Origin of the sequence: Streptomyces sp. NPDC056231, from assembly GCF_048270745.1 — a bacterium.
Classification (GTDB): Bacteria; Actinomycetota; Actinomycetes; order Streptomycetales; family Streptomycetaceae; genus Streptomyces.
In genome coordinates this window covers 326,031-338,554 of sequence record NZ_JBLVKW010000002.1, presented here as the reverse complement: position 1 = coordinate 338,554, position 12,524 = coordinate 326,031, and the positions used below count along the sequence as shown (strand labels likewise).

General features: G+C 69.1%; 13 protein-coding genes and 1 pseudogene. 4 read left to right on the top strand and 10 right to left on the bottom strand.

Annotation, left to right across the window (positions count from 1 at the left end):
- Positions 1-88 precede the first annotated feature (88 nt).
- Entirely contained in the window at positions 89-598 is a 510-nt protein-coding gene (locus ACNPQM_RS03535; protein WP_358859186.1) for a GtrA family protein, read from the top strand.
- A gap of 57 nt (positions 599-655) precedes the next feature.
- Here ACNPQM_RS03535 and ACNPQM_RS03530 read toward each other — a convergent pair whose 3' ends face one another.
- Positions 656-1,921 carry an ATP-binding protein gene (locus tag ACNPQM_RS03530; protein WP_358859185.1) on the bottom strand — a complete coding sequence of 422 codons (1,266 nt, stop codon included), beginning with the start codon at positions 1,919-1,921 and terminating at the stop codon, positions 656-658.
- Positions 1,922-1,936: 15 nt separating this feature from the next.
- On the bottom strand, positions 1,937-2,614 hold the full coding sequence (locus ACNPQM_RS03525) for a response regulator transcription factor (RefSeq protein WP_418082806.1): 678 nt from the start codon (positions 2,612-2,614) through the stop codon (positions 1,937-1,939).
- Between the two features lie 491 nt (positions 2,615-3,105).
- On the opposite strand from ACNPQM_RS03525, the gene ACNPQM_RS03520 reads away from it, so the two are divergent.
- Positions 3,106-4,596, top strand: coding sequence for an oligopeptide:H+ symporter (locus ACNPQM_RS03520; RefSeq protein ID WP_418082805.1), 1,491 nt, complete (start codon positions 3,106-3,108; stop codon positions 4,594-4,596).
- A 73-nt stretch (positions 4,597-4,669) separates the two neighbouring features.
- On the opposite strand, the gene ACNPQM_RS03515 is transcribed toward ACNPQM_RS03520, so the two are convergent.
- The 6 genes from ACNPQM_RS03515 to ACNPQM_RS03490 form a co-directional block, all read right to left on the bottom strand.
- Positions 4,670-6,025 carry a hypothetical protein gene (locus ACNPQM_RS03515; RefSeq protein WP_418082839.1) on the bottom strand — a complete coding sequence of 452 codons (1,356 nt, stop codon included), beginning with the start codon at positions 6,023-6,025 and terminating at the stop codon, positions 4,670-4,672.
- A gap of 14 nt (positions 6,026-6,039) precedes the next feature.
- Complete coding sequence (locus ACNPQM_RS03510) at positions 6,040-7,164, bottom strand: hypothetical protein (RefSeq protein WP_418082804.1); 1,125 nt, start codon at positions 7,162-7,164, stop codon at positions 6,040-6,042.
- Positions 7,161-8,144 (bottom strand): hypothetical protein, encoded by a 984-nt coding sequence (locus ACNPQM_RS03505; protein ID WP_418082803.1) that lies wholly within the window; start codon positions 8,142-8,144, stop codon positions 7,161-7,163. Before ACNPQM_RS03505 ends, ACNPQM_RS03510 begins: the two co-directional genes overlap by 4 nt.
- Positions 8,145-8,214: 70 nt before the next feature.
- Positions 8,215-8,874 (bottom strand): peptidase, encoded by a 660-nt coding sequence (locus ACNPQM_RS03500; protein ID WP_418082838.1) that lies wholly within the window; start codon positions 8,872-8,874, stop codon positions 8,215-8,217.
- A gap of 186 nt (positions 8,875-9,060) precedes the next feature.
- Positions 9,061-9,564 carry an ATP-binding protein gene (locus ACNPQM_RS03495; protein WP_358859179.1) on the bottom strand — a complete coding sequence of 168 codons (504 nt, stop codon included), beginning with the start codon at positions 9,562-9,564 and terminating at the stop codon, positions 9,061-9,063.
- Between the two features lie 254 nt (positions 9,565-9,818).
- The gene (locus ACNPQM_RS03490) at positions 9,819-10,187 is read right to left on the bottom strand and encodes an STAS domain-containing protein (protein ID WP_358859178.1); all 369 of its coding nucleotides are present in this window, start codon (positions 10,185-10,187) and stop codon (positions 9,819-9,821) included.
- Positions 10,188-10,492: 305 nt separating this feature from the next.
- Between ACNPQM_RS03490 and ACNPQM_RS03485 the strand changes: the two genes are divergently transcribed.
- The gene (locus tag ACNPQM_RS03485; protein WP_418082837.1) at positions 10,493-11,446 is read left to right on the top strand and encodes an RNA polymerase sigma factor SigF; all 954 of its coding nucleotides are present in this window, start codon (positions 10,493-10,495) and stop codon (positions 11,444-11,446) included.
- Between the two features lie 190 nt (positions 11,447-11,636).
- Here the strand turns inward: ACNPQM_RS03485 and ACNPQM_RS03480 are convergent, their stop codons facing one another.
- Together ACNPQM_RS03480 and ACNPQM_RS03475 are read right to left on the bottom strand one after the other, a co-directional pair.
- Positions 11,637-11,861 (bottom strand): hypothetical protein, encoded by a 225-nt coding sequence (locus ACNPQM_RS03480; RefSeq protein ID WP_418082841.1) that lies wholly within the window; start codon positions 11,859-11,861, stop codon positions 11,637-11,639.
- Between the two features lie 34 nt (positions 11,862-11,895).
- Positions 11,896-11,991: pseudogene (locus ACNPQM_RS03475) on the bottom strand (hypothetical protein); the annotation flags it as partial.
- Between the two features lie 192 nt (positions 11,992-12,183).
- On the opposite strand from ACNPQM_RS03475, the gene ACNPQM_RS03470 reads away from it, so the two are divergent.
- Entirely contained in the window at positions 12,184-12,513 is a 330-nt protein-coding gene (locus tag ACNPQM_RS03470) for a hypothetical protein (RefSeq protein ID WP_418082802.1), read from the top strand.
- The last annotated feature ends 11 nt before the right edge of the window (positions 12,514-12,524 follow it).

Here is a 12,524-nt window from a genome sequence, read left to right as displayed (position 1 = left end):
CCTCTGTGGATGCTCACAGGAATCTCCTGGGAGGCGTGGATAGCATGACTGGGTTGACCGAATCCACGGACGGGGCTGAGCCATCACCATGAACGAACGGGGCGTGCTACGGACCCGGCTGGATGCGCTGGCCCGGGAGGTCGCCAAGTTCGGCGTGGTCGGCGCGATGGGTCTGCTGGTCAATGTGGCGGTGTCCAACCTGCTGTGGCACACCACGGACCTTCAAGTGGTGCGGGCCAGTCTGCTGGCCACATTCGTCGCCATCCTCTTCAACTACGTGGGCTTCCGCTACTGGACGTACCGGGACCGTGACAAGACCGGGCGGACCCGGGAACTGACGCTGTTCCTGCTGTTCAGCGCGGTGGGTGCGGCGATCGAGAACGGTGTGCTGTACACGGCGACGTACGGGTTCGGGTGGGACGGCCCGGTCCAGAGCAACATCTTCAAGATCCTGGGAATCGGGATCGCGACGCTGTTCCGGTTCTGGTCCTACCGGAGCTGGGTGTTCAAGGCACTGCCTGCCAAAGACGGCGTAGCCGTGGTGGCACAGGGGCGCGGGACCGTGGAGCGGGTGCCGGTGGAGCCCGTACGACGTTGAGGCACCGGGGGCGTCCGATGGCAGCTTCGCCCTCGGTCTCCCCTTGGCGGGCCTGATTCAGCGGACCGGTCGTTCCGGTTCCTCGCGGTTCCGGGCCACCCGGCTCAGGAACAGGGCGAAGACCGCCGGCTGCTGCTGGAGCAGTTCCAGACGACCGCCGTCCGCCTCGGCCAGGTCACGGGCGACCGCGAGGCCGATTCCCGTCGAGTTGCGGCCGCTGATCGTCCTCTCGAAGATCCTGGCGCCCAGATCGGGCGGGACGCCGGGGCCCTCGTCCGTCACCTCGATGACCGCCTGGTTGCCGGTGACCCGGGTGCGCAGGGCCACCGTGCCGCCGCCGTGCATCAGTGAGTTCTCGATCAGTGCGGCCAGCACCTGGGCGACCGCGCCCGGCGTGCCGACGGCCCGCAGGCCCTGTTTGCCGGAGCGGACGATGGCGCGGCCCTCGCCGCGGTAAGCGGGGCGCCATTCCTCGATCTGCTGCTTGACGACCTCGTCGAGGTCGAAGACGACCGCCGAGCCGGTGCGCGGGTCGCGGGCGTTGGTCAGCAGCCGCTCCACCACGTCGGTGAGGCGCTCGACCTGGGTGAGGGCGATGTTCGCCTCCTCCTTCACCGTGTCCGGGTCGTCGGTGACGGAGATCTCCTCGATCCGCATGGAGAGCGCGGTCAGCGGCGTGCGGAGCTGATGGGAGGCATCGGCTGCGAGCCGGCGTTCCGCGGTCAGCATCCGGGCGATCCGTTCGGCGGAGGAGTCGAGGACGTCCGCGACCCGGTCCAGCTCCGGCACCCCGTACCGCTTGTGGCGCGGCCGCGGGTCACCGGAGCCCAGACGTTCCGCGGTCTCGGCGAGGTCGGTGAGCGGCGAGGTCAGCTTGTTGGCCTGGCGTACGGCGAGGAGCACCGCGGAGACGATCGCGAGCAGCGCCACCGCACCGATGATCATCAGCGTGCGCCCGACCTCGCGGGTGACGGCGGAGCGGGACTCCTCGACGGTGACCTTCTCGCCCTGCTCCCCCTTCGCCGTACTTCTGATCACACTGCCGGTGGGACGCGTGCCCACGACGATGGGGGCGCGGCCGGGGATCTCGACCCGGGCGTACCGGTTGTGGTCGACCTGTTCGGCCAGCACCCGGGGATTGATCCGTTCCGCCCCGAGGAGCCGGCTCTCGACCACGCTGATCAGCCGCAGCGCCTCCGAGTCGACACTCTCCTGGGCGCTGTGGCTGATGGTGCGGGTCTCGACGATGACGAGGGACACGCCGAAGACGGCGATCACCACGAGCACCACGGCGAGCGTGGAGTTGATCAGTCGGCGGCGCATGACTGTTTCTGTACGTCAGCTCTTCTCGAACCGGAAGCCGACGCCCCGGACGGTCGCGATGTAGCGAGGATTGGCCGCGTCGTCGCCGAGCTTCTTGCGGAGCCAGGAGATGTGCATGTCGAGCGTCTTCGTGGAGGACCACCAGGTGGTGTCCCAGACCTCGCGCATCAACTGGTCGCGGGTGACGACCCTGCCGGCGTCGCGGACCAGGACCCGCAGCAGGTCGAACTCCTTCGCGGTGAGCTGGAGCTCCTCGTCGCCCATCCAGGCCCGGTGCGATTCGACGTCGATCCGCACCCCGTGCGTGGCGGGCTGCGGGGTCGGGTCGGTGATGCCGCGCCGGAGCAGCGCCCGGACCCGGGCGAGGAGTTCGGCCAGGCGGAACGGCTTGGTGACGTAGTCGTCGGCTCCGGCGTCCAGGCCGACGACGGTGTCCACCTCGTCGGCGCGGGCGGTGAGCACCAGGATCGGCACGGCGTGGCCATCGGCGCGAAGCCGTCGGGCTACTTCGAGGCCGTCCATCCCGGGCAGGCCCAGGTCGAGCACGACCAGGTCGATGCCGCCCTGGAGGCCGGCGTCGAGGGCGGTCGGACCGTCTTCGCGGACCTCGACCTCGTAACCCTCCCGACGCAGGGCGCGAGCCAGCGGCTCCGAGATGGAAGCGTCATCCTCGGCGAGCAGTACACGGGTCATGGAGTGATGGTAGTCCGCATGGGGCGGCCACCGGGAGGTGATCCACAAGGCCTGTGGGTCTGCGTCCCAATTCGAAGGGCCGCCTTGGAATATGTGATTTGGTTGCACCTGAACCTGTGATCCATATCTCAAGTCCTTTCATATCGACCACAGTGGTTCGTATGGTGACTCGACGCCTGTTGCACTACTCAAAGACCTTTGGGCAGCTTTAAGCGCCAAGGGTCTCTTTTGTGCACGGGCTGGCACCCGCCAGCCCTGACTTCAGTGAATGACCTGTGGCCGGGCCCGGAGCGCAAGGATGTGCGCCGGGCGTGGATCCCGATGCAGCTGGTCCCCCGACTCCGGTACCCGCTCCGTGCACCGTGCGGAGTCCGGAGCGAATCCCTTCTCAGGCGTGAGGGGTGGGACGTCTGCCGCGTCGGTGCCGGCCTCCCCCCACCGGGCGCGTCACGCTCACGAGGCGTCGCGTCCCGAGCAAGCAAGGATCGACCATGGCGTCCAGCCTGACGAAGGACTCCGCCGGCACGGCCGGCTCGGAGAAGACCTTCTTCGGCCACCCCCGCGGCCTGGCCACTCTCTTCATGACCGAGATGTGGGAGCGCTTCAGCTACTACGGCATGAGGGCCCTGCTCCCCCTCTACCTGATCGCTCCCGACGGGCTTCACATGAACCCCGCCACGGCCACGGCGATCTACTCGGTCTACGTGTCGCTGGTGTACCTGCTCGCCATGCCCGGCGGCTGGTTCGGCGACCGTGTCTGGGGCCCCCGCAAGACGGTCGCCGTCGCCGGCACGGTCATCATGATCGGCCACCTGACGCTGGCGCTGCCCTCGCAGGGCACCTTCTTCGCCGGTCTCGGACTCGTCGCCATCGGTTCCGGTCTGCTGAAGTCCAACATCTCCACGATGGTCGGCCACCTCTACGACGGACCGGACGACCCGCGCCGCGACGGTGGCTTCACGGTCTTCTACATGGGTATCAACGTGGGCGCCTTCGCCGCCCCGCTGGTGATCGGCACCATCGGTGAGAGTGTCAACTGGCACCTGGGCTTCGCGCTCGCCGCGGTCGGCATGGGGCTGGGCCTCGCTCAGTACCTGTTCGGCACCCGCCACCTGAACGAGCGCAGCCTCGTCGTCCCGAAGCCGCTGTCGGCCGCCGAGCGCGCCGACACGCTGCGCAAGGGCATGATCTGGCTGGCCATCGCGGCCGTCTTCTACATCGTGACGGTTGTCACCGGCGTCTACACGCTCAACTGGATCCTGGTCCCGATCACGATCGCGGGTCTGATCATTCCGGTGATGGTCCTGACGCGCATCAAGCGCGACAAGGAGCTCAGCGCCGCCGAGCAGTCGAAGATGTCCGGCTACATCTGGTTCTTCGTCGCCGCCGCCATGTTCTGGATGATCTACGACCAGGGCGGTTCGACCCTGGCGATCTTCGCCGACAACTCGGCCGACAACAGCATCCTCGGGTGGGACTTCCCGGTCTCCTGGTACCAGTCGGTCAACCCGGTCCTGATCATGGCGCTGGCCCCGGTCTTCGCCGCCTTCTGGCTGGCACTGAACCGGCGTGGCAAGGAGCCGAGCACGATCGTGAAGTTCAGCTCCGGTCTGGTGCTGGTCGGTGCGTCGTTCTTCCTCTTCCTGATACCGCTGACGATCGCCACGGACGGTCACAAGGCCGCCGCGATGTGGCTGGTCGCGATCTACTTCGTGCAGACCGTCGCCGAACTGACGCTGTCCCCGGTCGGTCTCTCCGTCACCACGAAGATGGCTCCGGCCAAGTACGCGAGCCAGATGATGGGTGTCTGGTTCCTGGCCGTCACCGCCGGTGACTGCACCACGGGTCTGCTCTCCATCGCGGGTGTCGGCCTGAACGGCACCGGCATCGTCGCTCTGCAGGCCGCCCTCGCGGCAGCCGCGGGTGTCGCGATCTTCATGTACCGCAACAAGGTCAAGCAGCTCATGGGCGAAGTGCACTGAGGCACTGAGGCACTGAAGGGCCGCTGCACCGGATCGCCGGTGCGGCGGCCCTTCGCGTTTCCGGCGGCTCAGCTCATCGGGTGCCGCGCAGCCTGCGCCACGGGGTGAACGTGAACACGGCGCCGCCCAGCAGGATCGCCGTACCGGCGACCAGGCCGAGTGCGCGCAGAGTGCCGTTGTCCTCGGCCCCGGTCTCGGCCAGTCCGCCTCCGGAGTCCGTACCGCCGCCGGCCGTGGCGCCCCCCGTGCCCGAGCCGCCCACGGCCCCGCCGGGCTGGGACGAGGTGTCCAGCTCCAGGGAGACCGCGACACCGGCCGGCGGGGTGCAGGTCGTCGTCGTGCCGAGCGCCTTCACGGTCAGCACGCCCGGACTGAGGGTGGACCTACCGCTCGCGCCCGGCTTGTACGTACCCGTGAGATCGGGGATCCGGATCGGTGTGCCGGACTTGATGGGCCCCTTGTTGGTGGAGCCCTCGACATGGACCGTGCCCTTGTCGGCTCCGCCGAGCCCGACCTCCATGGAGGGCTTCACCGAATCGGCCGGAATGTCGGCGGGGCTGTCCATGACCGACTTGCTGAACTTCACCGTGAGGTCGAAGCTGCCGCCGTTCTTCTTCGCGTCGATCTTCACCGGGGAGGTGGCGTTCTTGTCACCGAGCGGGGTCTTGCAAGCGTACGCGACAGACACCTCCTTGCCCTCGAAGTCGGTTTGACCACTGCCGCCGCCGCTCGACCCGGCGGTGGTGGTGCCGGAGTCAGCGCCTCCGGTGTCCGTTCCGCCGGACGTCGTTCCCCCTGCCGCCGTCGTACCGCCCGCCGTCGTGCCGCCCGCCGCGGTGGAGCCGGTGGTCGTGCCACCCGCTGTCGTACCGGTGGTCGTACCCCCTGCTGTCGTACCGCCGCCGTCCGTGACCTTGATCGTCGCGCCCGGCTGAACGGTCTCCTTCGGGGAGCACTTGGTGTCGGTGGAGATCGGCTTCGACACGTTGATGTTGTACGCGCCCGGCGTCAGCGTGATCTCGCCGGCCTTCTCCAGCTTCAGCGTGCCCTTCATGTCGGGCAGCACCATGGCGCTGTTCTTGGGGATCGGCGGGTTCTGCCGTGGCCCTTCCATCTTCAGCGTTCCCGTGGCCGCACCGCCGACCTCGATGGTGCCGGTCGGCTTGACCGTGTCCTTCTCCAGGTCCAGGACGTCGGGGTTCCTGGAAGCGGCCTGGACCGTCTTCCACACCACCTCGACGCTGTCCCCGACCTTTGCCTCGGCGGGTGCGGTCAGCTGCACCTCGGTCGTGCCCTGCACAGGGGGCAGTCCGGAGATGGACGGCGGTATGCACTCCGTCTTGTACGAGACGTCGGCAGCCAGGGCTGGGCTCGCGGCCAGCAGGATCCCCGCGCCGCCGAGCATCAGCGCGACTCCGGCCGCGCTCATCCTCCGTTGCGTGCTCACGAATGTCCCTTCGTCGTGGGTCTGTTCTCTGACGGTGCGGAATCCGGTGTGAACCACGGCAGCGCGGCCGTGGTGGTAGCGCCCGGGGCAGGCCCTGCCGTGGACGCTGTCGACGGGGTTGCCGGGGTGCGCGGTCCCCGGCGCAGCCTCGGGAGCTTCGCCACGCCGGCCGGCAGCGGATGGCGATGACGACCGGCGCGGGCCGGGGTGTACGCGGCGCGGGGCCGCACCTTGTCGACGATCGCCATGCCGATACGGAACACCGCGGCCGGTACGACGACGCAGAGCATGATCCAGAAGAGCGTGACGCCCCAGGGCCGGCCCACCCCCCACGGCTGTTCGGCCAGTGTTTTCGTCCCGTACCGCAGGGAGATCCGGTAGTCGCCGTGGGCGCCCGCCGTCAGTTCGACCGGCAGTTCGATCTGTGCCTTGCGGCCGGGCGCGATGGTGCCGCGCCACTGCCGCTCCTCCCACTGCGGGGCGAAGACGCCGTGCGCGGTGCCGACCCGGAAGACCGGGTCCTTGACCGGCGCCGAGCCGAGGTTGCCCACAGTGAAGACGAGTTGCCGGGAGGGCGGGGCGCCGAACCAGGTGAGGATTCCGCTGTCGCCCTCCAGCCGGGTGGTGGCGAGCACCGCGAGCTTTCCGCCGTCCGTCTGTTCCGGCAGCGGGGCGACGGGGTGTCCGGCTACGACGAACCCGGCGTCGGCGGCTGCCTGTTCCCCGGTGACCGTCGCGACATGCACCACGCAGGGGCACGGCTTGGGCGGTTCGGAGACCGGCATCTTCTTGCTGAAGGCGCCCTTGGCGTCTGTGGTGACGGCGCGTCCGTCGGCGTTGGCACAGGAGTTGGTGCCGCCGATGACGCCCGTGGCGGGTGCGGACTGCCCGCAGATCAGCATCATCAGCAGGGTGTTCGGCCGCCATCCGGTGCCCTTGACGGTAATGTCGCCGCCCTTGCCCGCCTGCTTCTCGGAGAGGGTGACTGCGGGCTTTCCGTCCGCCGCGCGGGCGCCGGGCGCCGGCAGGAGCAGCAGGGCGGGCAGCAGCGTGACGAGCAACGCGGCGGCCCACTGGTGGCTGCCACGCCGGAGGGACGCCGGTCCGTTCTGTCGTCTCACGATTCCGCTCCCGCCTTCACCACGTGCCTTCTCTCTGCCGGGGTTCGAGCTGCGTCGCCATGGTCCGGGCCGTCGTCGCCCGGTGGCCGGCGCCGGTATGCGTACGCACCTGCGGCGGCCGCGGCCAGAACCAGCAGGGCGCCGCAGGTCACCGGCGCCCAGGGGACGAAGACCGCCGGGGCGGTCGCCTCGCTGTGCGCTCCGCCCGCGGCGGTGACGCGGAGCCGGACGGTGGCGGAATCGAGAGCGGGGGCGTCCCGCCACGGTTCGGTGAGTCTCACCCGCTGTCCGGGCAGCAGGTCCACCGTCAGGTTCCGCGCCTCGCGCCGCAGCAGGGTGCCGAAGACCCCGTCCGCGCTGACGGCGAGGCGTGGGGCGAGGGCCGCGTTGCCCCGGTTGACCAGGGTGTAGTGGATGGTCCGCCCGGACACGCTGACCTCCTCGACGGTCAGTGCGGTCAGTGTGGGCCCGCTGACCCGCAGATGGACGCGTACGCCCACCGAGCGCCCGGAGCTCTCGGCGACGATCGCCCCCGGGTGGTCGCCCGGCGACGCACCTGCCGGGACAGTGACGGAGAACGGCACTTCGGCGCGGGTACGGGCGGGCACGGTCACCCGGTCCGCGGCGAGCCGCAGCCAGGCGCCGGTCCCGGTGGAGTCCTTCGTTGCGCGTACGGCGAAGTCACCGCCCTCGGCGTGGTACGCGTCCGCCCCGCGCAGGCGCACGGTGACCGGGGCGGTGCCCGGGTTGGTGACGGAGAGCCGGTCCTGCAGCACAGTGCCGGGCAGTCCCTCCAGATAGAAGTACGGTCTGCCGCCGTCCCCGCCGCTCCGGGTCCCACCGCCCGCCGCGGGCCGCGCCGTCCAGTCGGCGCCGCTCCGGTCGGCGGCGGTTGCCGGGGTCGCGGAGAGGGCGCAGGCAAAAGCACACAGCAGCGCTGCGAGAACGGCTCGGGCTGCGTGACCGGTCAACAGCGGCATGGGGGCAGGCTCCCTGGTGCGTACAGAACGGGCGTGTACGTACGGACGGCGCGCGGCGGCTCCGCGGAGCTCAGCCCACGGCCCGCTGTCCCCGCCGGGTCAGCCACAGCACCCCGGCCGCACCGGTCAGCAGTACCGTGCCGCCGAGCGTCCCGAGCGCCATCGCCGAGTCGAGCGGTCCGGTCTTCGGCAGGGTGGTCTCCGGGGCGTCCTTCGAGCCGGCCGCCGCCGTCACATCGAGTTCGAGCGACGGCTTCGGACTGTTGCCCGGAGTGCAGGTCGTGGTCGTACCGAGCGCCTTGATGGTGAGCACGCCGGCGGTGAAGCCGACCTTGCCGCTCTTCTTCGGGGTGTACGTACCCGACAGGTCACTGATCTTGATCGGGGTGTTCGCGGGGATCGCCTCGGCGTTCGCCGGTCCCGAGACCTGGACCTGGCCCGATTCGGCGCCGCTCAGCCGGATGACCGCGCTGGGCTTCATGGCGCCCTTGCCCAGCTCGACGGGGCTGGACGAGACGCCCTTCTGGAAGGACATCGTGAGCGTGTAACTGCTGCCGCTCTTCACTCCCTTGATGTCGATGGGCGACACCGCGTTCTTGTCGCCGATGGGCGTCTTGCACCTGTAGTCGACGTCCACGACCGTGGCGTGGGCGGCGGGCGCGGCCAGCAGCACCACCGAGCCGGCCAGCGCGGACGCCAGCGCGAGAGCTGTTCGCTTCGGGTACGGCACCTCAGTTCCCCTCATGCCGGAAGTCGCCGCGCGCCGCATCGCTCCGACGCAAGTTACTGACGACACATCAGATCGGGCGCTCAAGGTACGCCTGGGGCCCTATGGAGGGAAGACAAAGAGCGCGCCGATCCGGCGCGCTCTTCGGGGCAAGAAGGGGGGCGCACGGCCCGACGGTTCGGGTGGTGACTACGCGGGAGCGGCCAGCTCCGCCCATACGGTCTTGCCGGGCCGGCCCGACTCCCGGTGGACACCCCAGTCCAGACAGAGCCTCTGCACGATGAACATGCCGTGCCCACCGGGCCGGCCCGCCCGGTGCGGGGTGCGCGGCGCAGGCTGTCCCGCACCACCGTCGACGACCTCCACCCGCAGCACCTTCGAGGTGCAGGCGATGCGAAGCTCCTCCGGTCCTTCCGCATGCAGGCAGGCGTTCGTGACCAGTTCGGAGACGACCAGCAGGACGTCCTCGGCGGCTGCACGCCGGTCGGCGCTCGACGCGGGGAGCCAGCCCCAGTCGCGGAGCGCCTGCCGGGCGAAATCGCGGGCTGTCGGAACGATGCCGCTGACCCCCCGCAGGGGCAGCGTGCGCCACCGCCGGTCGACGGGCCCGGAGGAGGCTGCGTCGGCGCCGTCGCCCGCGCCCTCCGGCTCCCGGCCGAGGTCGCCCGGCGGATGCTGCCGGGTGGTGCTCATCAGCGCTTCACCTCACCGATTCACCATGTCGCCATTGAACAGTTACAGATACAGATACGGCCGCAGCTGCCGATACGGATATCGGCCGCATACAGAGTGTGCGGGCCGCACGGAGTGTGCGGGCCACCCGGGTCACGAGAGGTTCGCCGGAATGTCTCCTGCCCCGCCGTATCGTGACAACACCCACTTCGCCCATGCGGAATGCGTGAGGCAGGCGACACCCGGGACGGGTGAGGCTGCGCTCCGGGCCACGATCAGGTGTCCAGCGCCGATTCGAGGGAGTCATGGACGGTGAAGACCGCCTCGGCCCCGGTGATCTCGAAGACCCTCGCCACCATCGGCAGCATTCCGGCCAAATGGACCCCTCCCCCGGCCGCCTCCGCCTTGAGGCGGGCACCGAGCAGCACATTGAGCCCGGTGGAATCACAGAATTCGAGTCGCGAACAGTCGACCACCAGGCGGGTCCGTCCGTGTTCGACCGCGCTCTCCAGGGGTTCGCGGAGCAAGTCGGCGGTGTGGTGATCCAACTCACCCACCGGCGTCACTACCTCACTGCGCCCCTCGGTCCGGACCTCGACCTGAAGTCGACCCCGGTTCGCATTGCCGACCGTCTGGCGGTCCATGCCCGTCCCTCTTCGCCGTTCGTCACTGCCTGCGTCACCGTGCGTCCACCCTCTGCGATGGCGCGTGCGGTTGCGTGTGTAGCTGTCGCTGACGTTCGTAAAACACTACGCGTTCCGTGCGGCACACGGTAGCCAGAGACCCCAACAAACCGGACATATAGCCGCAATTGGCGGTTGTATCCGCACGTCAGGACCGGGTAAGGGTAGAGGGACACCCGAAACACGACCGGCTTTGGAGGCGCCGCTTCACCGCAGGAACACGCATGGGCATCGGCAGCCATATGCCGAGAACGATGGAGGAGACCATGTCACCCCGGCTCGACGGACCGCGTACCCATATCGCGACGTCAGCATGTCCTCAGGGACTGACCGAATCAGACTCCCCTGCCGCGGTCGCCGTACCCGCTCCGCGCCGCAGCACCAGCGACATCAGTATTACCAAGGGCAGCGACAGCCTCGAAGGACTTCCCGAGATCCCGCCGTACGACGAAGTGGGCGCAACGGACGCCAGAGCGCTGTCGAAGACACTCTTCGCGCGGCTCGAATCCCTCGAAGAGGGCACCCACGAGTACGCGTACGTGCGCAACACACTCGTCGAACTGAACCTGGCCCTGGTCAAGTTCGCCGCCTCACGGTTCCGCTCCCGCAGCGAACCCATGGAGGACATCATCCAGGTCGGCACCATCGGCCTGATCAAGGCGATCGACCGGTTCGAGCTGAGCCGGGGCGTCGAGTTCCCGACCTTCGCGATGCCGACCGTCATCGGCGAGATCAAGCGATTCTTCCGCGACACCAGTTGGTCCGTGCGCGTCCCGCGCCGGCTGCAGGAGTTGCGGCTCGACCTGGCCAAGGCGGGCGACGAACTCGCCCAGCAACTCGACCGGGCGCCCACCGTGGGCGAACTCGCCGACCGCCTCGGACTCACCGACGACGAGGTCGTCGAAGGCATGGCCGCAAGCAACGCGTACACCGCGAGCTCACTCGACGCCAAGGCCGAGGAGGACGAGACCGAGAGCGCGCTGGCGAACCGGATCGGCTACGAGGACCACGGACTCGAAGGCATCGAGTACGTCGAGTCCCTGAAACCGCTGATCGCCTCGCTGCCCGGTCGCGACCGGAAGATCCTCTCGCTCCGGTTCGTCGCCAATATGACGCAGTCGGAGATCGGTGAGGAGCTGGGCATCTCGCAGATGCACGTGTCCCGGCTGCTCTCCCGCACGCTGGTCAGACTCCGCAAGGGACTGACCCTGGAGGAGTGAACGGTCGCACGGTACGCCGCACTTGCGGAGGGGCCCGCCCCACGGCTGATGGGCGGTTTCCAGGGGTCGTCGCCACACATGGTCGGTTTGATCAGGCCGCGAGTGGTTGGCGACGGTGAAGGAGAAGTGGGACACCGAAGGCCGTGGTTCCGGTCCGCCCAGATGGGCCGGAACCACGGCCTTGCGCATGTCAGGGGGTGGTGAGGCCGAACCAGTAGCCGAAGGTGTCGAGGAGTTCGTTGAGGGCGTTCAGCGGTGCGAGGCCACCGGATTCCACGGTGAGGTCGCCGGAGTTCAGCAGGTCCTCGGGGGTGGCGGCGGAGATGGCCAGCTTGTTCGGGCCCTCCCGGGTGATTCGTGTAGCCGGCGTCGGTCCGCACCGCGTCCAGGGTGTTCGGGTACTGGACGAGTACACCGTTGCGCACGTGGAGGCTGTAGGTGCTCGGGTCGCCCGCGATGCCCCCGGTGATGTTGAAGCCGAGGGCGACCGGTACCTCGGCGGTCTTGGGGCCGTTGAGGCGGATGCCGAGGTAGTCGAAGAGCATGTCCAGCGGCATGGCCGCCAGCACCGGGGCGGTGATGATGTCGGGCGAGGGCAGGTCGACCGCGCCGTCGGCGGGGCGTACGCGCAGTTCGTTGGCGGCGGCCAGGTGACGTCGGCGCACCGCAAGGCCATCGCAGCGCTCCTCGGCATCTCGGCCATCCAGAATGCCTGCAAGTTCTAGGAGCCGTGCACGATGTTCGCTCTGATAGCGCTGCTGGCGCAGCTCGCGCTCATCTTCGTCCACCGGTCGAGGAACAAACTCCGCTCCAGGCCCAACCCGCGCGCGCTCTACACCGGCCTGTGCCTGGTCGGCATCGCGGTCGGCTGGGCGGCCATCGGCCGCCCGGAGATCACCTGGAGCGACGGTCCTCTCGTCCTGCTCAGCGGTCTGCTGATCACGGTCGAAGCGGCGGACGCGGCGGCGAAGCTCGGTGCGCCCCGTTGGGCGGACAAGGCGCTCTGCCTTCTGTGCGGAGCCGCGGCGGCGACGTGGATGGCGCCGGGGTGGATCCCCGGGGCCTAGAACCGCGTCGG